The organism is Mesorhizobium sp. KR1-2 (assembly GCF_040045035.1).
Lineage (GTDB): Bacteria > Pseudomonadota > Alphaproteobacteria > Rhizobiales > Rhizobiaceae > Pseudaminobacter.
The window spans coordinates 78,889-103,613 of sequence record NZ_JBDZDS010000005.1 but is presented as its reverse complement, the minus strand read 5'-3'; the positions used below and the strand labels follow the sequence as shown (position 1 = coordinate 103,613).

Here is a 24,725-nt window from a genome sequence, read left to right as displayed (position 1 = left end):
GGCAACAAATTCCCTTGATCTCCGGCGGCGAGACAATGCTGCCGCCGGGGTAGAAGACACGCCCGCTAGCGCGTCGGGAGAGAGGTAGGCTTCAGTGCGTGGTCGTATTCGCCTTCAGTTTTTCAATCTCGTCCTTGATTGCCAGCTTGCGTCGCTTGAGAGACGCGATCTCGAGATCGTCTACCGACGGATGGTTCATCGCCATGTCGATTTCGCGATCAATATCGCCGTGCTTCCGCTGCAACTCTTCAAGATGGTTGGCAAGAGACATGATTGGTACTCCCTTTCATGGTTTCCTCGATCGTACGCGCCATAGGGCGTCCCACCGCAGGTCTTGCTCTGTGACGGTACGATGACAGTCTGCCACCAGATCGCTTGCATGTCGAATGCGGCGTGGTAGCATTTCCTGAAAGCATGAAATGTGCTATGAGGAGTGGGTCGGGGACAACATGCTTCCGGCAGCGCCTGCTAGCGATTTCGGCGCGATTTTTTGCAGACGGTGGACATGTCAGACCAGGAACAGACTGAGATTCGTCTTGAGTTTGCAAAGCTAAAGCAAGAGCATGCCGACTTCGACGCGGCGATCAATGCGATGATAGCAACCGCGTGCGACCCCCTTCAGATTCAGCGCATGAAGAAGAAAAAGCTGATGCTGAAGGACAAGCTGTCCAAGCTGGAAGACAGAATCATCCCCGACATCATCGCCTAAGCCCCCGAATCACCCGGCGCCTGCGTTGGGCGTGGTTGACGTGGCACGTTCGGACACCAGCGACAGTGTTTCCGGCCGCGAAGCGCTTGCGGTACCGGCGGCATTTCGTTAATGCCGCGTTACGCTAGCTACCAGCAGGCCAATTCGACAACCGGAGGCCGGACATTGGGCAAAGGACGCGCCGACGTCGCCATCATCATGGGCAGCCAGTCCGACTGGGCAACCATGCGCCACGCCGCCGAGACGCTTGAGGCGCTCGGTATCTCCCACGACAGCCGCATCGTGTCCGCGCACCGCACGCCGGAGCGGCTCTACGATTTCGCCCGCAACGCCAAGGCCGAAGGCTTCAAGGTGGTCATCGCCGGTGCGGGCGGGGCAGCGCATCTCCCAGGCATGACCGCAGCGCTGACCTCCCTGCCGGTATTTGGCGTTCCGGTGGAATCGAAAGCGCTGTCGGGACAGGATTCGCTGCTGTCTATCGTGCAGATGCCGGCCGGCATCCCGGTCGGGACGCTTGCCATCGGCAAGTCCGGCGCGGTCAACGCCGCCCTCCTCGCCGCCGCCGTGCTGGCGCTGGGCGACGACGCGCTGGCCGCACGGCTGGATGCATGGCGCGCCGATCAGACCGCCAAGGTCGCCGAACGCCCGGTGGACATGCCATGACCACTCCGCTTCCCGCAGGCTCGACGATCGGCATCATCGGCGGTGGCCAGCTTGGCCGCATGCTGGCGATGGCCGCAGCCCGGCTCGGCTATCGGACGATCGTGCTGGAGCCGCAGCCGGATTGCCCAGCCGCACAGGTTGCAAACGATCAGATCGTGGCCACCTATGACGACGCAATCGCCCTGCGCGAGCTTGCCCGCGTCTGCGATGTGGTGACCTACGAGTTCGAAAACGTTCCGGTCACGGCGGCGCAGGTGCTGGCAGAAACCGTCTCGGTGTTTCCGCCGGCGCGCGCCCTCGACGTGTCGCAGGACCGGCTGGCGGAGAAAACCTTCCTCAACGGCATCGGCATAGGCACGGCTGATTTCCGCGCCGTCGACGATGACGAGGACCTTCACGCCGCACTGCGCGACTTCCACGGCGTCGGCGTCCTCAAGACCCGGCGCATGGGCTATGACGGCAAGGGGCAGCGCGTCTTCCGCAATGCCATGCCCGGCGAGGCCAGCGGCGTCTTCACCGCCATGGGCGGCGTGCCGCTGATCCTCGAATCCTTCGTGAGCTTCGACCGGGAAATCTCGGTCATTGCCGCGCGCGGCACCGACGGCGCCCTTTCCGCCTACGACCCGGCCGAAAACCTCCATCGCAGCGGTATCTTGCACAGCTCGACCGTGCCGGCCGTCGTGGCCGCGAGCACCGCCGCAGCGGCCAAGGACGCAGCCTTTTCGATCCTTGAGGCGCTCGACTATGTCGGCGTGATTGGCGTCGAGTTCTTCGTGCTTGCCGACGGCTCGCTGCTCGTCAACGAGATTGCGCCGCGCGTGCACAATTCCGGCCATTGGACGGAAGCCGCCTGCGCGATCTCGCAGTTCGAACAGCATGTGCGCGCCGTTGTCGGCCTGCCGCTGGGATCGACCATGCGGCACTCCGACTGCGTGATGGAAAACCTGATCGGCGACGACGTGCAACGCGTCGAACAACTGGCCGGCGAGCCGAACCTGATGCTGCATCTCTACGGCAAGGCCGAAGCGCGGCCCGGCCGCAAGATGGGGCATTTCACCCGGCTCATCCGCATGGCACGATAGCTGATCGCCTGTGCCGCTTCCTGACACAGCGGAGGCGGATTGGGGGGATCAGCATGGATGCATCGCGGAATGCCGCGCCGAACTACAGGCAGGCGCTTCTGAAGGCCTACGAGGACGAAGTGGCAGGGGTGACGTACTTCGCCGAACTGGGCAAGCGTTACCACGACCCTCGTGCCGGCCGCACACTGGCCTTGGTATCCGAACTCGAAAAGGTGACGGCGGCTGCGCTGCAGCCAGTGCTCGACAGGCACGGTATCACCTACCGCGACACCGAACTGCTCTACGACCTTGGCCGCGAGGAAGCGCAGGCACAAGTGGAAGGGAGCTGGCCGGAATTCGTTGCCTTCATGTTGCGCGATTACCCGCCCTATGTGGAAGCCTTCCGCGACATGGAGAGAATCGCCCCAGCCGACGACCGGCCGGCGCTGCATCTGCTGACCCTGCACGAGGTCGCCATCGTGGCCTTTGCCGAGCTGGAAGCGGCAGGGGCAGAGGACAGCACATGGCCTTTGCGCCAGTTTCTGGACGCCGCGCTGCCAAAGCGCTGAATCGATGCAAGCCGGACTGCTGAATCACGCGGGGCGCGGTTGACAGGGTGGACGGACCTCGTCTATGAGCCTCTCACAAATTTGGACGCGCTCTCGGGCGCGTCTTTCAGTTCGGCCCGGGAACGGGCCCAATTCGACGGATCAGACCATGAAGATCAAGAATTCGCTCAAGGCCCTCAAGGCCCGCCATCGCGACTGCCAGCTGGTTCGCCGCAAGGGTCGCGTTTACGTCATCAACAAGAGCGCTCCGCGCTACAAGGCCCGCCAGGGCTAAGCCTCCGGCCGAAAAGTTTCAGGCTTTTCGGAAGGTATCGGCTTCGCGTTCGCTTCTGTCACGCGAAATTCAATTTGACGTTCCCATGCCGGAGCATAGACTCTCCGGCATGAGGAGCGTTTTTGCATTTTTCATTGGCATCGCCCTGATTGGCGCCTGTAACGCAGCCAATGCGCAATCTGCCACTCCCCGGCACGACCAACCGCGAGCCGCCAAGGCTGAAAGCCGGCTCGACTCGCTGTTCACCGAACTGAAGCGCGAGCGCAATGAAAAGGCGGCAGAGCGCGTCGCCGCCCGCATCCAGGAACAGTGGGAAAAATCCGGCAGCGCCTCGATCGACCTGATGATGCAGTGGTCGAAGAAGGCCATGGAAGCCGAAAAATTCGACGTTGCGCTCGACTTCCTTGACCAGGTCGTGACCCTGGCACCTGACTATGCCGAAGGCTGGGACCGGCGCGCGACCGTGCACTTCCTCATGGGAAACTACGGCAAGTCGATGTCCGACATCGAACACGTGCTGGTGCTCGAACCTCGCCATTTCGGCGCGCTGGCAGGCATGGCGGAGATCATGGAGAAGACAGGCCGCAAGCAGCTGGCACTGGAAGCCTGGCAGCGCGTGCTCGACGTCTATCCGATGCTGCGCAGTGCCCAGGACAAGGTGGCGACCCTCTCGGAAGAGCTGGCCGGCGAAGCCATCTAGAACGTCGAGCCGGACGGAACCGGCTCAACCAATCAATCCACCTGGTTTCGCTATGGAGTGGGCAAGCGCTCAGGCGCCGCCCCGGCCCTCCGCACCGACATAGGCGATGCGCAGCATGTTGGTGGCCCCCGGCGTGCGCAGCGGCACGCCCGCGGTGATGATGACCCGGTCGCCCGGACGGCCGAACCCTTCCTCGTAGGCGATGCGACAGGCGCGGTTGACCATATCGTCGAGGTCGATCGCGTCCTCGGTCACCACGCAATGCGTGCCCCATACCAGCGACAGCCGGCGCGCGGTCTCGACCACCGGCGACAAGGCGATGATCGGCACCTGCGGCCGCTCGCGCGCGGCGCGCAGGCCGGTCGTGCCGGAAGAGGTGTAGGTGACGATCGCCGAGAGCTTCAGCGTTTCCGCGATCTGGCGCGACGCAAGCGAAATGGCGTCGGCGCCGGTCGCCTCCGGCTCGGAGCGCTGGGCATTGATGATGCCGGCAAAGTTCGGATCCTGCTCGATGCGGATGGCGATACGGTTCATCGTCGCCACGGCCTCGACGGGATATTCGCCTGCTGCCGATTCGGCCGACAGCATGACCGCGTCGGCGCCCTCGAAAACCGCAGTGGCGACGTCCGACACCTCGGCGCGCGTCGGCACCGGGGCGGAAATCATCGATTCGAGCATCTGGGTGGCGATGACCACCGGCTTGCCGGCACGCCGCGCCGCCCGCGTGATCTGCTTCTGGATGCCGGGCACGGCCTCCAGCGGCATTTCTACGCCAAGATCGCCACGCGCCACCATCAGCGCGTCGGAAAGCTCGATAATTTCGGCGAGACGCGCCACGGCCTGCGGCTTCTCGATCTTCGACAGGAGCAGAGCACGGCCCCGCGCGATCTTGCGCGCCTCGGCCAGGTCTTCCGGGCGCTGGATGAACGACAGCGCGATCCAGTCCACGCCTTCGGCCAGCACCGCGTCGAGGTCGGCGCGGTCCTTCTCGGTCAGCGCGCCTACCGGCAGGTCCGTATCGGGCAGGCTGACGCCCTTGCGGTCCGAAATGCCCGTACCGGAGACAACCGTGCAGACGATCGACCGGCCGTCGCAGGCTTCCGCTCTCAGTTCCAGCTTGCCGTCGTCGATCAGCAGGCGGTGGCCGGGGCGCACCGAACGGAGAATCTCGGGATGGGGCAGGTAAGCGCGCGTTGCGTCGCCCGGCTCGGGATTGTCGTCCAGCGTGAAGGTCTGTCCGACCTCGAGCGTTTCCCGGCCCTTGGCGAACTTGCCGACCCGCAGCTTGGGGCCCTGCAAATCAGCAAGGATGCCGATCGGCCGCCCAAGCTCCGCCTCAACCGTGCGGATGCGGCGGACAAGCTCACGCATCAAAGCATGGTCGGCATGGCTCATATTGATGCGGAAGGCGTCGGCTCCCGCCTCGAAGAGCTTCCGGATCATGGCCTCGGAAGAGGAGGCCGGGCCGAGCGTTGCGAGGATCTTTACCTTTCGGCTGCGTCTCATGGAGAATTTGTTCCCGTGACGGCGGCTGTGCCGTCCGTTGCGGGCTCGTCGGTCAGTTGGACCATCCAGCTTGCCTGCTCGCCCGTATCATATTCCTTGAAGCCTGCGCGCTGGAAGCCACGGGCGACACAATCGGTCACGCCAGCGATCTTGAACTCTTTCTCGGCAACGCACATGTTGATCGGACCGTCCCAGCGCCCACCGCGCTCGGCATCCTCTGCATAAAGATAGTAAAACCGCGATGACAATGGACCCTCGATGAGGGTCTTGCAGGTCGAGGCTTCAATATGCCACCAGCCTTCCGTCACCCAGCCCGCCTTTGCGCGGTAGCCTATGCCGACGCCGACAAGATTCTGCGTGGCATTACAGACCCGGAAATCGGCGTGCGCGGCGCCTGCAGTCATGACGAGGGACAGTGGAGCGACGAGGGAGAAAGTCAACGCAGCCCACGCAAATCGAATGCGCGGCGCCACGGCAAAGCTCATCCTCGACCCCCTTTTGCTTCGTATCGGCATATCAGGTGCTCCTTTTCGGCAAAGTCCGGGCGCATGTCAACGCGCCCCAGCACTCAATCCAATCGATTTAGATGCAGCTGTGTGGCGCCGTCCCTCGCTACGACACGGTTTCCGCCAGAACATTGACCAAACAACGGCATTGCATGCAGCCTAACTTCATGAAATGACGACCGTATCCCCATCAACACCGGCAGACGGGACCTTTGCAAGACTATGACGCGATCCGCAGTTTTTGCCCCCGTCGAAATCGTTGAGGGCGACCGCAAGCGGGGGATTGTTTTGCTGGCCGACCATGCAAAGCGGGATCTGCCCGACGAGTATGACGATCTCGGCCTGCCGGCCAGCGAATTCCAGCGTCATATCGCCTATGACATCGGCGTGGAGCAGGTGACGCGAAAGCTTGCCGCATTGCTCGGCGTGCCGGCGGTGATGGCCAATTTCTCGCGACTGCTGATCGATCCGAACCGCGGCGAGGACGACCCGACGCTGATTCGCCAGCTCTACGACGGCACGGTGGTGCCGGGGAACTATCCACTGACACCGGAAGAGCGCGAAAGGCGGCTCGAGAAGTATTATCGCCCCTATCACGACGCGGTTGGCGCCATGGTTGCCTCGGTGGCACGGGAGTCCGGCAAGGCGCCGTTCCTGCTCTCGATGCATTCCTTCACGCCGGTCATGCAGGGGCATGTGCGGCCGTGGCATGTCGGCCTCTTGTGGGACCGCGACGACCGCGCCGTTCTGCCGCTGATCGAGCTTCTGGCGCAGGACAGGACGCTCACCATCGGCGACAACGAGCCCTATGACGGCGCGCTGCGCGGCGACACCATGTTCCGGCACGCTATCGTCAATGGCTACGCCCATGCGCTGATCGAGCTTCGCCAGGATCTGATCGCCGACGAGGCGACCGCCGAGGACTGGGCGATGCGGCTCGCGCCCCTCGTTGACGCCGTCAACGCGCGCGCCGATATACACGAGGTCAGACAATTCGGCTCGCGCACCGGGCCGCTGTGACGGAGGCCGCCATGGCAGAACTGAACGAAGAGCAGAAGCGCGATTTCGAGGCAGCCGCCTTCCGTCGGCTGGTCCGGCACCTGCGCGAACGCACAGACGTGCAGAACATCGACCTGATGAACCTTGCCGGCTTCTGCCGCAACTGCCTGTCCAACTGGTATCGTGAGGCGGCCGAAGAGACCGGCGTGGCGCTCTCCAAGGAAGAGTCGCGGGAAATCATCTACGGCATGCCCTACGCCGAGTGGCAAGCGAAATACCAGACCGAAGCCTCCGACGCCAAGAAGGCGCAGTTCGAGACGAGCCGGCCGAAGGATCATTGAGCCGCGCGCTTCATCCGACACATGCCCGAACACGGCAAACCGAGCCTCGACAGGCTGACAAGATGGCTTTTCGGGGCAATTGTGTTGCCATTCCGCCCTTGACCCCTCAAGTCGGGTAAGGCATCGAACGCCGACCCATCCGCCGCGCCGAGTCGCGGCTTTTTCATCCGGAGCAAGAGAATGGCCGACGAGATCACCGAAACCAGCCAGACAGTTGCCGCGGGCCAGTTGCGCGCCTTCATCGAGCGCATCGAGCGTCTTGAGGAAGAGAAGCAGACCATCGCCGACGATATCAAGGACGTCTTTGCCGAGGCAAAGGGCACCGGCTTCGACACCAAGGCGCTGCGCACCATCATCCGCCTGCGCAAGAAGGATGCAGCCGAGCGCCAGGAAGAGGAAGCGATCCTCGACCTCTACATGGCCGCGCTCGGAATGGCGTGAAGCAGCACAGCTTCAAGAAGCGCCGGACCTCGACCCAGAGCGGGGCCGGCGTGGCGCCTATTTTCAGTTGCTCCAGACGCTTCTCGATTTCTCCGCGGGATCTGGCGTCCTCGGTTGCCGTCTGTCGGCCGCCCTGTTGTACTGCTCCACGAAACGCTTAGTGTTAGCTCACCCAGCTCCAAGGCGCATTGTTGGGTGACTCGTCTGTCGACGGGCGCGCGCGTAGCCGTGGCTCCACGCCGCTCTTCGGATCGAGCGCATTCCTTCGTGCGTCGGGCACAAGCATCTCGATCCGGTCCTCAATGCCGAGCGCCTTCATGACCCGCAGGAGGCTGTCGATCGTGCCCCGCCGGCTTCGATCCTGGCGGCTGCGCCGCGGGAGATGCCAGCCTCGTGGGCGATGTCTTCCTGCCGAATGTTCCGCTACAGCCGGAAGGCGGCGATATAATCACCCAGACCCCGGGCCAGTACGGCAATTGGCTTGTCAGCCGCAAGTTTTCGCTCCACTTTCAGCTCACTAAGACAGGAAATCGGCCATACCGCTTCAAAATTGATGCAATGGCATCAGGGCTGGTTGGCATGGTCAGGTCGATCAGCCTTCTCCACCGATTCGAGAGCCTTCTTACGGAATTCCCAGTGGCTTTGCAGCAGCCAAGGAGCCGGTCTCGTTGCTCGTCCTCATCCATCGCCGGGATAGCGTCCTCGATCCGGGCCAACGCCAGTTGATCGCCCGCAGCGGCCACCCTCAAGCCACCGGAAGGGACGTTCCGAAGCCACTTATAGCATTTGTGATGCCTGTCGCTTCCGCAGTATCGAGATCACGGAAGCTCGTCAAAGAAAAGATAGACGGCGGCAATCTTGCCGTCTCGGACAATCATGAAGTCGGTTCCGGCGTAAGCTGGCGGCCTGCCAGGGCTGCCCGCCACCCAACGGACACGCCCACCATCGCCCATCTCCTCTGGCGGAGCGATCGGCTGATATTCGAAGTCGGGATGAATAGCTTTGATTACACCCGCGATACGGTCGATCTCGGCGCGGCCACGGCAAACTCCGTTGTTCGGATCGTAGAAAACAGCGTCTTCGTGGAAGATCTCATCGATCACTGCGCGTCGCCGCACGGGGTCAATCTCACCGAACACGTCGTGGAGATTGCGAAGCAACAAGGTCGATATAGTGTAGGACATGCCTTCCTCCGTATGGCATCGGATCCAGCTTGCGCCGTCTCGACGCGTCCTCTCTGCCTTCTCATCAACCCTTCCGAGCGAGGGGGTGGGACTTCGTAAGATAAGGCCGGCCACGTTGAATGACCCTGGGGGCGCAATGTTGCGCCTTCGCCGTGAAACATGGGAGAGAGGCCGGCGCGATCATTGCCCCATACACGCCGGCCGGGCAGGTCCGACCAGGTCCGCCACGATCTGAACCTTGCATGATCACAGTGGTCTGTCACGTAATACCAAAGGATACGCCCAACTTGCCGTTCGCCATTACGGCGTTTTTCGTTTCGGGAGCCAATAATTGTCGGCCGTGCTGCGGCAGGTCCATCAAGAGGGAAATTCTCCAAAGTAGCTTTGGATCTGGCGGGTGTTTGCCTCGGACCAGTCGAACTGATGCTCCGCCTTGAAGGAGTTCGCCCGCTGGGCGGAGTTTTTTGCTTCTCGAATCTGGTACTTCCGCCAGCAAGCACCATTCCCGCTCCATGGCTGGCTCTGTGACCGTATTGGTCTGTCCTGGATTCGGCTAGGCCACACGAAGCACGATCTTGCCGCGTGGCTTGGGTCTCGCCGCTCCCGGTCCACCGGGTGGCACCCCATGAACCCCTGGCAGGTTGCCTGCGATGTCCTGCCAGGCGCGGGCCACATCTTGAAGCGAATATACGGTCGCGACGCCTGGTCGTATCGCCCCCTCTTCCAGCAATTGCCCGATTTTGCCGAGCAGGTCGCCCGACGGGGCGAGCCGCATCATCATACCGGACACACGGTGCACCGCGGCTTCTTCCTGCGATACGGGCTGGATAGCAGAGACGAGATTGCCGCCTTCCTTCAAGACGAGGAACGACCGCGTCTGCGTATCGCCACCGACCAAGTCGAAGACCACATCGACCTTCTCTTGCAGGACCTTCTCGAATTGCGTCGCTCGATAATCGATAACCCGGCTCGCCCCGAAGGATTTGAGGTACGCCTCATCGGCGCCGCTTGCGGTGGCGATGACGGTGGCGCCGGCACGCGATGCCAATTGCACCGCATAGGTCCCCACTGCGCCGGCGCCACCATGGACCAGGATCGTTTGTCCCTTTTTCAGGTGCGCGTGCGTGAAGATGCCCTGCCATGCCGTTTGGGAGGCCACCGGGACGGATGCTGCCTCCTCAAATGAGAGGTTGGACGGCTTCCTTGCAATGGCCGTTGCCTTTACAGTCAGGTACTCCGCGTAAGCGCCCATTCCGCTGGTCGTACCGAATACGGCATCACCCGGCGCATACGTCGCAACGTCACTGCCAATCTGTTCGACGACGCCTGAAAACTCATGACCGGGTATCCACGGCAGGTCGATCGGAAGTATCTGTCTTGCCCTTCCGGAGGCCTCGACAAGGTCCAGATGATTGACGGCACTACACCTGATCTTGACCAGTACCTCGTCGCGCGCAATCGTCGGTTTCGGTACGTCGTTGAACGCCAACTCCCCACCATATTCCAACAGTGTGACGGCTTTCATGGGAGCTCTCCCTATTCTCTGGCTGCTGAACGCGTCGGACGCGCGGCGTCCTAGGCGCCTTGCAGAAGCGCTTTCCAATCCTGTGCCTTCGCCCATGACTCGAAGTCGTGAAAGGCGACGTCGGGGAACTCACGGCGCAGCGCCGCGCGATCGATGGTGAAGCCGATACGGTCGAACCACTCGTACATCTTGGCACCGTCCTCCCCCATGCGCTGGCGGATGACGTCCAGCGGAACCTGGAAATAGGTGATCGGGCGACCGGTGACACGCGAGAGGATGGCGACGACATCGTTGCCGGTGAGTTCGTCGCCCCCGAGATCGAAGCGTTTGCCTGCGAAGCGGCCCGGGTCCTCCAGGAGGCGAACGGCGACAGCCCCGATATCCGCGACCGCGACTTGCGCAAGCTGCCGGGTTGGCGGAAGCGGCGTGGCATAAATGCCCTTCGCGAGCTGCTCCTTACCGAAATAGAGGTTCTCCATGAAATAGACTGGCGCCAGAACCGTGGCGCGTACGCCGATCTTGGCGATGTGCTTTTCGACCTCGTACTTGCTGTCGAAGTGCGGGACGCCTGTCTGCCGGTTGGCGGAACCGACCGAACTGAAGACGAGGTGTACACCGGCCGCGCTGGCCGCGTCCGCGGCGGAGATGCCTTGTCGCGTCTCGGCTTGCGGGCCTCCTTCGAATGGCGTCGTCATCGCGAAGAGTGAGGTCGCTCCTTCGAGCGCGTTGGTGAGCGCGGCCGTGTCTTCGAGTGACGCGCGCACGAGCGTGACGCCCGCGCTTGCGAGCTCTTTCGCCTTCGCCGAGTCGGTATTGCGCGTGACGGCGCGAACCTCGTGACCGCGCTCGAGCAGGTTCTTCACCACAGCGCCACCTTGTTGGCCCGTGGCCCCGATGACGACGACGGTAAGTTTCTCATTCATGACCAATCTCCTTTCGCTCGACCGGTTGCGGCGAACCGGCAACCCACGTTGGAATGACGCTGTGGGAGTGGGCCGAATGGCCGCCCACAACGCTCAATCGACTGACGCCAACTCGGCTGCGGTCTGACGTCCGCTTTGCAGTGTGCGGCTCCACCAGGACAGATCATCGAGCAGTGCGACGGCCGCCTGTTCGAGATGTGGAAAATCCGAAAAATCCTTGCCCTGCTGCCAGATGCCGAAGAACTCGGCCATGCCGATGTTCACAGACTTCGGGATCGGCGCCATCTGAAGTTCGACGGCGACCATGCGCAGTTGCTCGATGGCGCGTGCCGCGCCGACGCCGCCATATCCGACGAAAGCGGCCGGTTTGCGGTTATATGCCTGATAGGCATAGTCCAGCGCGTTCTTCAGCACCGCGCTGTAGCCGTGATTGTATTCGGGCGTGACGAAGACGATCCCGTCCAGTTCGCCCAGCTTCGCCGCCCAACGCTTTGCGGCCTGGGCCTTTGGCGGCATCCAGGCCGGCGATGCCGGCTCATCGAAGAATGGCATCGGGTAGTCGCGCAGGTCGATCACTTCGACGCTGAGATCGGCGCGCCGGGCCGCAATCTTTTGAAACCATGCGGCCGCGCGCTCGCTGAAGCGGCCCTGTCGCGTCGAGCCGATGACGATGCCGATATGCGGGTTCTTGGACATGTGGGACGCCTTCCCTGTGGCTGATCGAACTATCGGAACCGTATGCAGTTCCCGCTGTCCCTAAACATGAGCACCGCATGTTTTATTGACTAGTTGGGGATATCGGATTTGACTCCCCCATTATTCGAAGGAATACCGATGATGCTCGATTTGAACGACATCGGCCTGTTCGTTCAGGTTGTTCGCTTCGGCAGTTTCGCGGAGGCCGGGCGGCACCTAGGGATTCCGGCTAATACGGTCAGCCGGCGCATTCAGGAGTTGGAAGATCAGCTCGGCGCCCGGCTCATGCAGCGATCGACCCGGAAGCTGAAGCTCACCGATGCCGGGTATGAACTCTACGGTAACAGCGCCGCGGCCGTGGACGGACTGCACCAAGCGGGAGAGGATCTGATTGCCGGCGCGCGGATTCCCAAGGGGCTGATACGCGTGGCCATGCCCGCCGACTTTTTCGACTTCTACAAGATGGAATGGGTGGCCGATTTTCTGGCCGCGCACCCGCAAGTGCGCATCGAGTTCGTCCTGAGCGACGCCATGGCCGACCTCATCGAAGAAGGCATCGATGTCGCCCTCCGAAGCACACAAACGCCTAGTCCGAACTATGTCGTGCGCAAGATCCTAAGCCGGTCGATCGGACTTGTTGCCAGCCCTTCCTATCTCGCGGCGCGCGGGATGCCGACCACGTTGCAGGACCTGACCCGTCATGACTGTCTGTTTGCGCCTCAGGCGCGGGACTACGCCACCTGGCGCCTGCAAGGCCCCGACGGTGTCGAGGAAGAGGTGACGGTTACCGGCCGCGTGATGGCCAACACCGCGCAAGCGATCCGAAAGGCGGCGATTGCGGGTCTCGGCATCGCCTTGACCCCGATACTCGGCACGGCCGACTTCGCCGCCGGCCGACTGGTGCCGGTGCTGCCCCACTACATGCGGCGCAACCTCTCCATGAGCGTCGTCTACCCAAACCGGACTCACCTGCCGCTGGCGGTTTCGGCGTTCATTGATTCCGTCGTCGGCAAGATGCGCACCGAAATAATGAGCGCATAAGGATAGCTGTAGTTCGGGCCAGCCGCCGGTCCAACATCAGATGGGCTCGATCCCGGCCTCCGACCTCACATAGCTTGCGACATTCGCCGCGCCGCTTTGGGGCGCACGCCGACCGTCCGGTTCTGGGATGCTTAGTCGCTTACGGGTCGAGAGGCGTCACGAAGTGTTCTTTTCACCTCGAGGCGGCTCTGGTAATCGCCGCCGACTAGGTTTCGGAGATTGCTTGACTGCCGGCCACCGAAGTGGTGCTGTCCAGGAAGGAAGCAAAGCTGCTTCGGTTTTCCGATGGGGGCCAAGCTGACCCCAACAGCTTAGCGTGACCGCGATGCGCATAGATTGAGGGCGGGACTCAATTCAAGCCATGCCTCCGAAGGCCCGACCCGACCTCCTGGCAGGTTCGGGCACAACGGCATAGCCGTCGTCAACAGCACGACGGCTTATCGCATCGACGCTCGACCGCCCAAGGTCAAGATCGCGAGGTTCGCGCGCGTTAAAGTTCTACTCTTTCAGGAAGGCGAGCAGATCAGCGTTGATGGTCTCGGCCTCGGTCGTGGGCATCCCGTGTGGATAGCCCTTGTAGGTCTTGAGCGTTCCGTTCTTCAAAAGCTTCGCCGATAAAGGCCCGGAATCGGCATACGGCACCACCTGATCGTCCATGCTGTGCATCACCAGTGCAGGCACCGTGACCTTCTTCAGGTCTTCGGTGAAATCGGTCTGCGAGAAGGCGACAATCCCGTCATAGTGTGCCTTGGCACCTCCCATCATGCCTTGCCGCCACCAGTTTTCGATGACCGCCTCGGAAGGCTTGCCGGTCTTGTTGTAGTTGTAAAAGGGACCGGCGGCGAAGTCGCGATAGAATTGCGAGCGATTGGCGGCCAGTTGCGCCTGCAGCCCGTCAAAGAAATCCTTGGGCAATCCTCCGGGATTGGCCGCCGTCTTCAACATCAAGGGCGGCACTGCCGAGATGAGCACAGCCTTTGCCACGCGGCCTTCGCCGTGACGGGCAATGTAGTGCACGACCTCACCGCCGCCGGTAGAATGGCCGACATGGATGGCGTTTTTCAGGTCGAGATGAGCTGTCAACGTCGCGAGATCGTTTGCATAGTGATCCATGTCGTGGCCGTCGCCGGTCTGCGTCGAGCGGCCATGGCCGCGGCGGTCGTGGGCGATGACGCGATAGCCATTATTGACGAAAAACAGCATCTGCGTGTCCCAGTCATCGCTGGACAGCGGCCAGCCATGGCTGAATACGATGGGCTGACCTTGTCCCCAATCTTTGTAGTAGATTTCGGTGCCGTCCTTGGTGGTGATCGTAGACATGGAGAGATCTCCTTTCTGGTCAGTAGTGGCTCCATTTGGACGGCTCGTCGCCGCCAACGACTTGGCCGGGACCCCAACCGCCACCGCAGCCGAAACATCGAGAAGCACGTCTCTGCGGGACGCAATGAATGCAGCCCGCGAATTTGTGCTTGTCATGGGTCTTCCTCAACTTGGAAAACGGTCGCCGAACATTGGTAAGCCGCTAAGGGATTCCGCTTGGGTCGCTTCGTCTTGAAGGACGTCCCAGTGCTCGGCGAGCTTGCCGTTTTCGATGCGCACGACGTCGGCGGCGACCCACGAGGCGGTACGCCCGTGGCCCGAAAAGCGACCATGCGCGATCACGTAGTCCTCTCCAGCGAGGATCACGTGGCATTCGTAACGGAGTGTGTCGGGGAGGCCGCGAACAAGTTTGAACAAGCCGTCGCGGCCGGGAGGGATATGTGCGCTGTGTTGAATGTATGTCTCCGACCACAGCGGCTCCGCCGCGACGTAGTCGCGTTTATTGAACAGCGTATCGAAGGCTTTGAGCACAAGCGCTTTGTTTTGTTCGGGTGAAGTTGCAGTCACGTGGGTCTCCATGAGTAGCTGGTGAAGACGGCAGCATGCCTTGCAGCCTTATTACCTAGTGGGAGCGCCGGCGGGGGCAACGCAAAACCTGTGAAATTTTGTAAGGAGCTCGGGCTCGCTCGGCCGGTAGCTTGGCCAGGTCCGCCGCAACACAGCCGAAAAACAGCAGGCTGCAAGATCTCAGATTGAGCCAAGAACTTGCGCGGCGCTACGCAGGTCCTTGGAGTTGAAGCCTTGCTTGAAGGTTTTGTAAATCGGCGCCAAATGCGGTTCGCGTATTCGTCCTTTCGTCGCGCTCCAGATAGTGCTCGGCAAGACTGATGGCGATACGGGTCGGCACTCACTGAGAGCCCAGCCTAAAGGGTGGCCCGGCGACGTAGGACTGCAAGCGGCCAAAGGCTTTCTCGCTTTCCTCCAGTGGATCGTAACTCCAGGCGAGCCGGGCAATGATTGCGTCGTCCGGGTAGGGAAGCTTCCCGTCACGGGAGGCATTGAGGGCAGATGTACATTTTGGCGATCAGGCCAGCGAATGTCGGCCAAGAGCTCAATTTACTGTGCCGCCGTTTTTGCGCCCTTCGCGGCGGTTTCGATGAGGGTTGCCACTGCTCTGGGCTGCGAGACATAAATCGCGTGGCTGCCCTTGGCTTCGGTCATGGTTGCGCCCGCGCGTTTGGCCATTGCCCGCTGTGCCTCGGGCGGGATCATCTTGTCTTCCGTTGCAACGAGGTACCAGGTCGGCTTCACCTTCCAGGCGGGAGCCGTGATCTTGCCCTCAAGTGCGGCCACGCCCCACGCAACCTGCGAGTGGGCCATGAAGGATGCAAGGTCCGGCTGAACGTCGGCGGCGAACGAGCTTGCGAACTTCGCCTTGTCCAGGAACAGGAAGCCGTCAACCGGGGGCAGGATCGGGGGCACCGGAGCACCCGGCGCCGGGTTGGCAATCAGGCTCGAAACCGACTCCCCAGCGTCGGGAGCAAAGGCGGTGATGTAAACGACTGCCGCCACCTTGGGATCGGTGCCAGCCTCCGACACGACGACGCCGCCATAAGAGTGCCCCACCAGGACCACCTGACCTGGAGCCGCCGCAATGGCGCGCTTGGTGACGGCGACATCATCGGCCAGCGAGGTCGTGGGATTCTGGACAATCGTCACGTCGTATCCGTCCTTCTTCAGGACATCGTAGACGCCCTGCCATCCAGAGCCATCGACGAAACCGCCGTGCACGAGCACGACGGATTTCACATCGGCGGCCTGAGCTTTGGTCGCTGTTGCGGTGACGCCCAGCGCAAGCGCGGAGGCTGCTGCAAGCAAAGTGAACAAATTCGACATCTGAGTTCTCCTTTCAGAACCTTGACAGTCGAGAATCTATGGCAGAGCGGCCGTTGGATCGTGAACGAAACGGCCAAACGTGGAACGATCTGGCCAAAACTATTCAAGCCCAAATCTATTCAAGCATGGTGAGGCGCCATTTCCTTGGCGTGACGCCGACGACCCGTAAGAACGCTCGGGTAAAATGGCTCTGGTCTGCGAAACCGCACTCGAAAGCGATAGTGCCGAGCGAAATAGTGGATTTCGCCAGGAGCTGCTTTGCCTTGTCTATCCTGCGATGTTGCAGCCATTGGTAAGGTGCCAGCCCGGTCGACTGGCGAAAAGCGCGCGTGAAGTGGCGTTTCGAAAGGCTGCATGACTGCGCCAGCGCCTCCAGGGTAAGGCCGCGATCGATGTTGGCCTCCATGAGTTCCTTGGCCCGGCGTTCTTGCCATGGTGCGAGTCCGCCTCCCCATTGTCGCGGCAACTGAGCGACATTGCCGTATTTGCCGGCGAGGTGGATCGAAAGAGCCAATGCCACGTGGTCGACGAACAGTTCGGAGGTTTCCTCCGGTCTCGCGAGGGTCGGGCGCATCGACAGCAGCAGATCGCGCACGACCGGATCGCGAACGGTGCCGCCGACTGTGTGACGAAGTTCCTGTATATGCCGCGGGATATCCCCATCATCGCCCATGGCCAAAAGAGCCTTGTGCGGCACGTAGAGGTTTATGGCGTGGAACGGGTCGCGCAGGTCGGTAGCCAGTTCCATCCTCAGGTCGAAGATGGCGGTCTCACCGGCCTCAAAGCCCTCAGGCTGGATGAATCTGCCGCCGGCGAACAGGTCGAAATCGGTGGACCTTCTCAATTGAAGCGCGATCAGAAAAGCGTTTTCGCGCACCGGCACGGTGACGCCGGCGTTGCGCCGCTCGCAATTGAGCTCGAGAAACTCCATGCCGGTCCCTCGCGCCGCGCGCGCAGTGGTCAATGCCGGCGCGTCCAGCAGACCGACCGCCACTGCGACGGGATTTCTCGTGAACTCTGCTCTGGCACGATGGGGCATTGGCCGAGTTGATCCGCTTCGACGAAAGCGGGCGATGGCTGCACATGGCGACCGCCCGCCGACATATCTGCTGGCTAACCGCTTCCTACGCGGTCATTTCGAGATGCTGCGCGATCTCCCAGCTGACCGGCAGTTCAACGTCTCCGTTGATGCGCACATTGACGATCACTGGGCCGTCTTCGACGGCAAGAGCCTTGTCGATCTCGCCGAAATCGTCCGCGCGATCGACTCTGAACCCCTTGGCGCCAAAGCCGGCGGCGAGTTTTTCGAAATCCGGCTGGGCGATATCGGCGTACTTCGTCGGGAACCCCTTGTGGACCAGGTCGTGCCGCTCCTGGCCGACGGCATTGTCGTTGAACACGATGACGGTGAGCGGCAGGTTGTGACTGACCGCAGTGTGGAAATCGGCCACGTTCATCATGAACGAGGCATCCGCCGTGAGGTGGGTTATTCGCTTGCCCGGCCGGGCAAAGCAGGCCCCCAGCGCGATGCTCAGTCCTTGCCCGATGGCTCCAAAGTCCAGTCCGAGCGCCCAGTTGTCGGCGCTGGGGCTGCTCATGGCCCGGCAGGTCACCATTGCGGAGTGGCCACCGTCGAAGACGAGAATGCGATCCTGCTTCGGCAGCTTGTCTTCCAGGTAGCTGGCGACGCGGCGCGGATCGACCGTCTGTCCGTCGTCGTAGCTTATGGCCGGCGGCTTCCGCTGCTGGAATTTCTGAACTGTCTCCGCATCCGGCTGACGCGCCGGCGCGCCGTCTGCCTGCAGCCGCTCGAGCAGTGCCGCGACCGCTATCTTCGCGTCGGCTTCGAGGCCCACCGTAGCCCTTGCAAACCAGCCGAACGCATCCTCGCGATCATCGATCTGGATGATCTTCTTGCCGTTTTCGAGGATCTTGCCGAAATGCGTCGTCCACTCGTTCAAGCTCGCACCGACGACGATCATAACATCGCTTTCGGCCAGGGTATCGACCGTGAAGTCGGAGCCCAGGCCGCCGCTGATGCCGAGATAGAGCGGGTACTGGGCGCAGAAGCCTGCTGCGTACAGCGTCGTTGCCACCGGTGCGCCGAGATATGCGGCCAGTTTCTGGACCTCTGGCTCGGCCCTTGCCTGGGCAGCGCCAAGCCCGCAGAGAATGATTGGCTTTTTGGCCCCGGCCACGATCTTGGCCGCTTCGGCGACGTCTTCCGGCCGCGGCGGTTGCAACACCTTCGCCTTGTACATGGGGCGGTAGGTCCAGTTCGGGTCCTGGAGGACATTGTGCTGAACGTCTTGCGGCAGGTTGAAGACGAACGGTCCTTTCCTCGCTCTCAATTGGCGGAAAGCTTCGCCAAGGCAGTAGTCGACATTGTTGGCATGATCGATTTTCACCGTCGCCCCGGCCGTGAGCTTGGCCATCGCGTCCTGATCGACCATGCCTTGCGGGTTATAGGGGTCTCGCAGTGAGGCGTGGCCGGCCAACATCAAGACCGGCGATCGATGCAGCCGAGCCAGAACGAGCGAGGTCGTCGCGTTGGTGTAGCCGGGACCTTGCGTGGTGGAGGCAAGGCCAATCTTACCGGTGAAGCGCGAGTAGCCGTCCGCCATGCCGATGGCAGCAGCCTCATGATGCGCGTGAACGAATTTGAGCCCGTGTTTTTCGCACAGCTCCACAATGATGTCCTGATTGGCATCGCCCATGACCGCGAAGATGTGATCGATGCCCTCAGCCGCAATCGCTGCCGCTATCGCTTCAAGTACCTTCATGGTGACCTCCATTTGGTTGAAGTGCCTGCACGTAACCAAACTTCATTCGAGCCGAGATGGTGCCGCCACCCTTACTGAACCAGGCACATGCTCGGCACTTCACCGGGCGCGATAGTCGTCGCCATGGCTTCATCTACCTGACCGTCTTAGGCCGACTTAGCCCGCCGACGGCACCAGAGCCGTCGGCGTTTTTCTTTTCCAGTTGTTCGCGCCCATCGCACAAGCCGGGGCCTGCCCTCGCACCGCCATGCTGACGGCGCGCGTTGTGTATGAACGCCGGTTGGCGCGAATTGTTGCGCTGCGTGCCTGACACGGTGAAAGAACAATTTCGAGATGGGTCGAGAAGGGCGCGAAAGGGCCGAAACGCCCATCACCCTCGCGAACTGAGGCGGCCTTCCTCGATCAGACCGGGGGCAACTTCTGCTTGGATTGCCTGACCACCCTGGTGCCGATCATCGGCCTGTCGCCATGATCCGTGCCCCCAAATCATCAGGTTTGCTGCGCCCAATGGCGCCATAGCCATGCCGGCACCGACTTGGCGGCAGCCACGTTACGCTGTCAGTTCTGGCCCGTCTCTCACCCAAGGCGGCGGGCTTCTCTCTTGAGTTTCAGCGGCTGTTTCGTTGCGCTCTGCTTCGGTGTCATCTGCTGGAACACGACATGGTTGGACAGCCGCAACGCGTAGCGTGCCCGTCCAATCCGCTACCGGCATCTCCTTGTCATTGGGCATTTGATTTCTCGGAACGAATTCAGCCCCAGCACGGTTAAGCATCCTCACGCGAACCACTTCTCAAGGCTCATGACCGCAAGCGGGAGCTCAGACATGCGAAAGTTCGCCTCGATCTTGAGCGCCATGCTCTTCGCCACACCCGCCCTGGCCCAGGTTCAGCCCTTCCCACCCGGCTTCAGGGCCGAAACGATCTCCACCAACGGTGCACAGATCTTCGTCCGGTTCGGCGGCCACGGGCCGGCGGTGGTGCTTTTGCGGCCGAGCAGCCCGACCGTGTGACAAAATTCGTGCTCATGGATGCGCCAATTCCAGGCATCGGCCCCTGGGAGGAGATCCTGAAGAACCCATTGTTGTGGCATTTCCGCTTCGGGGGCCCCGACATGGAACGGCTGGTCGAGGGGCGCGAGCGCATCTATCTCGATCGCTTCTGGAATGAGTTTTCGGCCGATCCGAAGAGCTTCGACGAAGCTTCGCGTGCGCACTATGCCGCGCTCTATGCCAGGCCCGGAGCCATGCATTCCGGCTTCGAGCAGTTCAGGGCCTTCGACACCGCATTGGAGGGGATGACGCCTAGGATCGGTCATGCAAGGTTCAGATCGCGGCGGACCTCATCTGGATCTGCCAGGCCGCGCGCTTGGGCAATGATGAGGTCGGCCACTCTCCCGCCGGCTTCGAACTTTGCCGAATTCCGGTAATAAATATTTCCCGATGTCGGCACAGGCGGCGTTGACACGTCCTCGGGACATTAATCGCCCGTCCGACATCCGCGCGGTGTCATGCGGCGGCAGAGGAAACGTCCGGGGGAGACTGCTATGAACCATTCCTATCGCTGGGTTATTGTGGCGGCAGGCGGCCTGCTGGGCTGCGTTGCCGTCGGCGCCATGTTCTCGCTGCCCGTATTCCTGCGGACAATTTCACAGGACACCGGCTGGTCCATCACCGGCATATCCACGGCGATGACCATCGGCTTCCTCGCCATGGCGGCGGGCAGCGTGGTGTGGGGCACCCTCTCCGACCGGTTCGGCCCGCGCCCTGTGGTGCTCACGGGATCGGCCGTCCTGGCCGCGAGCCTGGCGCTCGCCAGCCGCGCGGAATCTCTGGTCGAGTTCCAGCTTCTGTTCGGCCTGCTGGTCGGGGCGGCGACCGCCGCCGTCTTCGCGCCGATGATAGCCTGCGTGACCGGCTGGTTCGAGACCCAGCGAGCGCTTGCCGTCTCGCTCGTCTCTGCGGGCATGGGCATGGCGCCGATGACCATGGCACCTCTGGCTGCCTGGCTGATTACCATCCACGACTGGCGCACCGCGATGATTATCATCGCCGGCATCACAGCGGCCCTTATGATCCCCGCCGCGCTGCTTGTGCGGCGCCCGCCGGCGCTGAGCGGCGGGTCGGCGGAGATGGCAGCAGACGAGCCGCAATCTGAAATGACCGTCAGGCAGGCGGTCCGCTCGCCGCAGTTCATCATCCTGATGCTGGCGAACTTCTTTTGCTGCGCCACCCATTCCGGCCCGATCTTCCATACGGTGAGCTACGCCGTGACCTGTGGCGTCCCGATGATCGCGGCCGTGTCGATCTACAGCGTCGAGGGGCTGGCCGGCATGGGCGGACGCATCGCCTTTGGCATCCTCGGCGACAAGTTCGGCGCAAAGCGCGTGCTGGTGCTCGGTCTGATGGCACAGGCCTTCGGCGTGCTCGCCTATGTGTCCGTCTCGACGCTCGGCCCATTCTACGCGGTGGCAGCGTTGGTCGGCTTCATCTATGCCGGCACGATGCCGCTCTACGCCGTGATCATCCGGGAGAATTTCCCGCTGCGGATGATGGGCACGATCATCGGCGGCACGGCGATGGCCGGTAGCCTCGGCATGTCGACCGGTCCGTTGCTGGGCGGCCTGATCTACGACCATTTCGATAGCTACGCGCTGATGTATGTCGGTTCGTGGGGAATGGGGTTGGCAGCGGTTTTGATCCTGATGCAGTTCCGGCCGTTTGCCAGGAGGCAGGTGGAGATGGCGATGGCGTAGAGCAAAACGTCACCGCAACCTCCAATCCTACAGGGAGCGTGGAAAACCGGCCGGGATCGGCCTCAAAAGCGAAAGCACAAGCAATGGCTAGGAGGGCGTTTCCCCGGCGCGATGGATCTTCATCATGACCTCATTCGGATCAGGATGGGGTTTCGACGCGCAGCAGATGTTCGCCGCGCACGAGTAGCGGCTTGGCTCCTGGTCGAGGCGACAGAGACGGATCAGGCCGCGCGAACCGCGAGAATGGAACGCATGGTCACGGCGCGCCCTCGACTCGCAGCTTGGCGACTGGCAAACGGCATGCCACTGCGCAGCGCCGGCTACCCGGTCCGACGGAACAAGCGTGCAGGGACGCCCGGGCGGCGGCGGGTGGCGGCGGCTTTCCCTTATCGAACCGTATCAATTTCATGGCGGGACCCATCGCAGATCGAAGCATTTGCAATGATGAGATCGCGCCCCGCGCGCGAGAACCTCGATTCTTGCCTTCAAATCGAATTTTGGCTGGGAACCAGAGCCACCACGTCGAACATGTATCGCCCGCATCCCAGTGAGCCGCCAGCTATCTTGCGGGCGCCCGCGATCAGGTCGCTCGCCAATCCGTAAGCTGCCGATCGACGAGCGATACGGCAGGATCCGATTGGATGGCAAGAAACGGAGTTTCGCGCGCCGCAAGCGCCGCTATCCCACTCCGAGATTATCGGCCAGTGCCGATGATCCTAGCTTCATCAACCCTGGAGTGTTCAAAATGAGCAGAGAGGAAGATAACAAGGCCATCGTCGTTCGGTGGTTCACCGATTTCTGGGGCGACAAGGTCAATCTGGACGTCGTCGACGAGATTGCGGCGCCGGATATGCTGATGAAATACTCGCTGCATGAACCGCGCCGCGGTCATGCCGACATCAAGGAATTCATGCGCGATTTTCGAGCGGCATTCCCGGATCTGGCTTTCGGCGCCACCGCCGACCTGATCGCCGAGGGCGACTATGTCGTCGGCCAATGGGAAGGTGGCGGCACCCACACCGGCCCGGCATTCGGCGACTTCATTGCCGGCTCACTTCCTGCCAATACGGGACGCAAGATGCGGTTCACGGGCACGACCGTGTTGAAAGTCGTGAATGGCAAGATCGTTGAGGAAATCGGCCTCGACGACGGTGTCGCGTGCCTCACGCAACTCGGCATACTAAAGACCGCTTGATCTAAAAGAAACCCGCCCGCGATACGCTCGCGGGCGCCTCTTGCTTGGCGCGCGCGCTCATTGCGCGGCCCCTCCCCTCCGCCACTTATTCCATCAGGATTCGGGTGGCCGACTGCATGCAGGAGTGTCAGGGTACTTGCCTTGGACATGCGGCGCCGCGCTGCTCCGCCAATCTGGATTTGCGAACAAGGATCGGAGTGCCGGACAGCGTTGCCGCGGTCAAAAATGTCCCAAACTACCCGACAGGAAACTGCCATGCTTACGTTGACGGCCGAGCAAGCTAGAAAAACGATCCCAAGTGTGGCGGACGACCATCGTTGGACGCGGATTGTCGCGCGAGACAAGTCCGCCGACGGTCTCTTCTGGTACTCCGTTGCGACGACCGGAGTGTACTGCCGTCCCTCATGCCCGTCGCGGACCGCGAATCCGAAGAATGTGCAGTTGCACGACACGCTCGCCTCCGCCCGGGCTACGGGGTTCCGGCCATGCAAGCGTTGCAATCCGGAAGGACTGTCCATCGACGGAGAGAATGCCGCGATCGTGGCGCGCGCCTGCCGCCTGATCGAGGCGAGCGAGGAAGAACCGTCGCTGTCTGATCTGGCCGGCGCGGTCGACCGGAGTCCAAGCTACTTTCATCGCGTGTTCAAGGCGACGACGGGGCTCACCCCCAAGGACTACGCGACCGCGCATCGCTCGAAACGAGTTCGGCGCTGCCTGCACTCCAGCAAGAGCGTAACCGGCGCGATTTATGACGCCGGCTTTAACTCCAGCGGTCGCTTCTACGAGAAATCCACGGACATGCTGGGCATGACGCCGACCCAGTATATCAACGGGGGCACAGACGAGGAAATCCGCTTCGCGGTCGGTGAAACCTCGCTCGGCTCCATCTTGGTCGCATCCAGCCACAAGGGAGTGGCCGCTATCTTGCTCGGCGATGACCCGGATGAACTGGTCCGCGATCTGCAGGATCGCTTTCCCAAGGCCCGGCTGATCGGAGCCGACCCGAACTACGAAGCCCTCGTCGCACGGGTCGTCGGTTTCGTTGAAATGCCGCAACTCGGCCTCGACCTACCGCTGGACGTTCGCGGCACCGCCTTCCAGCAACGGGTATGGCAGGCGTTGCGTGAAATCCCGGTCGGACGCACGGTCTCCTACGCGGAGGTCGCCTGCCGCATCGGCGCACCAAAGGCCGTCCGCGCCGTTGCTGGGGCATGCGCGGCGAACAATCTCGCGGTGGCAATCCCGTGCCACCGCGTGGTGAAAAGCGACGGCACCGTCTCGGGCTACGCATGGGGCGTGGAGCGGAAACGCGCGCTTCTCAAACGCGAGGCTCAGCCCGGCGGCTAGCCGCTGCGGGCGACCAAAACATCGCCAGCCAAATCGCCAATAGCCGCCGCGGAGCTCTCTCCGCACCCGGCGCCACCATGTCCGCAGATTGCCTGATCAATGAGTCTCTTCGCCCGCTACAAGACATCCGTTTCCTTCCTTCGCAACCTGGACGCCGATTGGGCAAAGCTCATCGCGCATGTTGGACCGTGCCGACATGACCCAAAGGCCGCTCGAGAGCCATACAAGGCCTTGATCCGCGCGATCGGATATCAGCAACTCACAGCCAAGGCTGGAGACGCGATCATCGCCCGAC

25 protein-coding genes and 1 pseudogene are annotated in these 24,725 nt (G+C 62.1%); 14 read left to right on the top strand and 12 right to left on the bottom strand.

From position 1 onward, the window contains the following. Positions 1-91 precede the first annotated feature (91 nt). On the bottom strand, positions 92-271 hold the full coding sequence (locus ABLE85_RS12145; protein ID WP_348792988.1) for a YdcH family protein: 180 nt from the start codon (positions 269-271) through the stop codon (positions 92-94). A 234-nt stretch (positions 272-505) separates the two neighbouring features. Here ABLE85_RS12145 and ABLE85_RS12140 point away from each other — a divergent pair, with 234 nt between their 5' ends. The 6 genes from ABLE85_RS12140 to ABLE85_RS12115 all read left to right on the top strand — a co-directional run bounded on the left by ABLE85_RS12140 (position 506) and on the right by ABLE85_RS12115 (position 3,976). Beyond that, complete coding sequence (locus ABLE85_RS12140) at positions 506-709, top strand: DUF465 domain-containing protein (protein WP_348792987.1); 204 nt, start codon at positions 506-508, stop codon at positions 707-709. Positions 710-874: 165 nt separating this feature from the next. Then, the gene (purE, locus tag ABLE85_RS12135; RefSeq protein WP_348792986.1) at positions 875-1,372 is read left to right on the top strand and encodes a 5-(carboxyamino)imidazole ribonucleotide mutase; all 498 of its coding nucleotides are present in this window, start codon (positions 875-877) and stop codon (positions 1,370-1,372) included. Further along, entirely contained in the window at positions 1,369-2,454 is a 1,086-nt protein-coding gene (locus tag ABLE85_RS12130; protein ID WP_348792985.1) for a 5-(carboxyamino)imidazole ribonucleotide synthase, read from the top strand. The genes purE and ABLE85_RS12130 overlap by 4 nt, the downstream gene beginning before the upstream one ends. Positions 2,455-2,507: 53 nt before the next feature. After that, positions 2,508-3,002, top strand: a complete 495-nt coding sequence (locus tag ABLE85_RS12125; protein WP_348792984.1) for a hypothetical protein — start codon at positions 2,508-2,510, stop codon at positions 3,000-3,002. A gap of 148 nt (positions 3,003-3,150) precedes the next feature. Next, positions 3,151-3,276, top strand: a complete 126-nt coding sequence (gene ykgO, locus ABLE85_RS12120) for a type B 50S ribosomal protein L36 (RefSeq protein ID WP_348792983.1) — start codon at positions 3,151-3,153, stop codon at positions 3,274-3,276. 85 nt (positions 3,277-3,361) lie between these two features. After that, the gene (locus tag ABLE85_RS12115; RefSeq protein WP_348792982.1) at positions 3,362-3,976 is read left to right on the top strand and encodes a hypothetical protein; all 615 of its coding nucleotides are present in this window, start codon (positions 3,362-3,364) and stop codon (positions 3,974-3,976) included. A 69-nt stretch (positions 3,977-4,045) separates the two neighbouring features. Here ABLE85_RS12115 and pyk read toward each other — a convergent pair whose 3' ends face one another. Both pyk and ABLE85_RS12105 read right to left on the bottom strand, forming a co-directional pair. Further along, on the bottom strand, positions 4,046-5,482 hold the full coding sequence (gene pyk, locus ABLE85_RS12110) for a pyruvate kinase (protein ID WP_348792981.1): 1,437 nt from the start codon (positions 5,480-5,482) through the stop codon (positions 4,046-4,048). Then, complete coding sequence (locus ABLE85_RS12105; RefSeq protein WP_348793209.1) at positions 5,479-5,886, bottom strand: DUF1036 domain-containing protein; 408 nt, start codon at positions 5,884-5,886, stop codon at positions 5,479-5,481. The genes pyk and ABLE85_RS12105 overlap by 4 nt, the downstream gene beginning before the upstream one ends. A 324-nt stretch (positions 5,887-6,210) precedes the next feature. Between ABLE85_RS12105 and ABLE85_RS12100 the strand changes: the two genes are divergently transcribed. The 3 genes from ABLE85_RS12100 to ABLE85_RS12090 all read left to right on the top strand — a co-directional run bounded on the left by ABLE85_RS12100 (position 6,211) and on the right by ABLE85_RS12090 (position 7,769). After that, complete coding sequence (locus tag ABLE85_RS12100) at positions 6,211-7,008, top strand: N-formylglutamate amidohydrolase (RefSeq protein WP_348792980.1); 798 nt, start codon at positions 6,211-6,213, stop codon at positions 7,006-7,008. A gap of 11 nt (positions 7,009-7,019) precedes the next feature. Beyond that, positions 7,020-7,328 (top strand): DUF1244 domain-containing protein, encoded by a 309-nt coding sequence (locus ABLE85_RS12095; protein ID WP_348792979.1) that lies wholly within the window; start codon positions 7,020-7,022, stop codon positions 7,326-7,328. Positions 7,329-7,508: 180 nt separating this feature from the next. Further along, positions 7,509-7,769 (top strand): DUF2312 domain-containing protein, encoded by a 261-nt coding sequence (locus tag ABLE85_RS12090; protein WP_348792978.1) that lies wholly within the window; start codon positions 7,509-7,511, stop codon positions 7,767-7,769. An 818-nt stretch (positions 7,770-8,587) separates the two neighbouring features. On the opposite strand, the gene ABLE85_RS12085 is transcribed toward ABLE85_RS12090, so the two are convergent. From ABLE85_RS12085 to ABLE85_RS12070, 4 genes are all read right to left on the bottom strand, one after another. Next, positions 8,588-8,953, bottom strand: a complete 366-nt coding sequence (locus tag ABLE85_RS12085; protein WP_348792977.1) for a nuclear transport factor 2 family protein — start codon at positions 8,951-8,953, stop codon at positions 8,588-8,590. A gap of 553 nt (positions 8,954-9,506) precedes the next feature. Next, complete coding sequence (locus tag ABLE85_RS12080; RefSeq protein ID WP_348792976.1) at positions 9,507-10,478, bottom strand: NADP-dependent oxidoreductase; 972 nt, start codon at positions 10,476-10,478, stop codon at positions 9,507-9,509. 50 nt (positions 10,479-10,528) lie between these two features. Further along, positions 10,529-11,401 (bottom strand): NmrA/HSCARG family protein, encoded by an 873-nt coding sequence (locus ABLE85_RS12075; RefSeq protein WP_348792975.1) that lies wholly within the window; start codon positions 11,399-11,401, stop codon positions 10,529-10,531. Positions 11,402-11,494: 93 nt separating this feature from the next. Next, positions 11,495-12,097, bottom strand: coding sequence for an NADPH-dependent FMN reductase (locus ABLE85_RS12070; protein WP_348792974.1), 603 nt, complete (start codon positions 12,095-12,097; stop codon positions 11,495-11,497). A gap of 138 nt (positions 12,098-12,235) precedes the next feature. Here ABLE85_RS12070 and ABLE85_RS12065 point away from each other — a divergent pair, with 138 nt between their 5' ends. After that, on the top strand, positions 12,236-13,138 hold the full coding sequence (locus tag ABLE85_RS12065) for a LysR family transcriptional regulator (RefSeq protein ID WP_348792973.1): 903 nt from the start codon (positions 12,236-12,238) through the stop codon (positions 13,136-13,138). Positions 13,139-13,636: 498 nt separating this feature from the next. Here the strand turns inward: ABLE85_RS12065 and ABLE85_RS12060 are convergent, their stop codons facing one another. The 5 genes from ABLE85_RS12060 to ABLE85_RS12040 all read right to left on the bottom strand — a co-directional run bounded on the left by ABLE85_RS12060 (position 13,637) and on the right by ABLE85_RS12040 (position 19,137). Continuing rightward, complete coding sequence (locus tag ABLE85_RS12060) at positions 13,637-14,458, bottom strand: alpha/beta hydrolase (RefSeq protein WP_348792972.1); 822 nt, start codon at positions 14,456-14,458, stop codon at positions 13,637-13,639. 165 nt (positions 14,459-14,623) lie between these two features. Beyond that, positions 14,624-15,025, bottom strand: coding sequence for a nuclear transport factor 2 family protein (locus tag ABLE85_RS12055; protein ID WP_348792971.1), 402 nt, complete (start codon positions 15,023-15,025; stop codon positions 14,624-14,626). 549 nt (positions 15,026-15,574) lie between these two features. Continuing rightward, positions 15,575-16,354: an alpha/beta hydrolase gene (locus tag ABLE85_RS12050; protein WP_348792970.1), complete on the bottom strand. Its 780-nt coding sequence runs from the start codon at positions 16,352-16,354 to the stop codon at positions 15,575-15,577. A gap of 115 nt (positions 16,355-16,469) precedes the next feature. Further along, positions 16,470-17,285, bottom strand: coding sequence for an AraC family transcriptional regulator (locus ABLE85_RS12045; protein ID WP_348792969.1), 816 nt, complete (start codon positions 17,283-17,285; stop codon positions 16,470-16,472). A 193-nt stretch (positions 17,286-17,478) separates the two neighbouring features. Further along, positions 17,479-19,137: a thiamine pyrophosphate-binding protein gene (locus tag ABLE85_RS12040; RefSeq protein ID WP_348792968.1), complete on the bottom strand. Its 1,659-nt coding sequence runs from the start codon at positions 19,135-19,137 to the stop codon at positions 17,479-17,481. Between the two features lie 853 nt (positions 19,138-19,990). Between ABLE85_RS12040 and ABLE85_RS12035 the strand changes: the two are divergent. The 4 genes and pseudogenes from ABLE85_RS12035 to ada all read left to right on the top strand — a co-directional run. Next, positions 19,991-20,415, top strand: a pseudogene (locus tag ABLE85_RS12035) (hypothetical protein); the annotation flags it as partial. Between the two features lie 264 nt (positions 20,416-20,679). Then, positions 20,680-21,888 carry an MFS transporter gene (locus tag ABLE85_RS12030; RefSeq protein WP_348792967.1) on the top strand — a complete coding sequence of 403 codons (1,209 nt, stop codon included), beginning with the start codon at positions 20,680-20,682 and terminating at the stop codon, positions 21,886-21,888. Between the two features lie 745 nt (positions 21,889-22,633). Next, entirely contained in the window at positions 22,634-23,083 is a 450-nt protein-coding gene (locus ABLE85_RS12025) for an ester cyclase (protein WP_348793208.1), read from the top strand. Positions 23,084-23,338: 255 nt separating this feature from the next. Continuing rightward, positions 23,339-24,430 carry a bifunctional DNA-binding transcriptional regulator/O6-methylguanine-DNA methyltransferase Ada gene (gene ada / locus ABLE85_RS12020; RefSeq protein WP_348792966.1) on the top strand — a complete coding sequence of 364 codons (1,092 nt, stop codon included), beginning with the start codon at positions 23,339-23,341 and terminating at the stop codon, positions 24,428-24,430. Positions 24,431-24,725 lie beyond the last annotated feature (295 nt).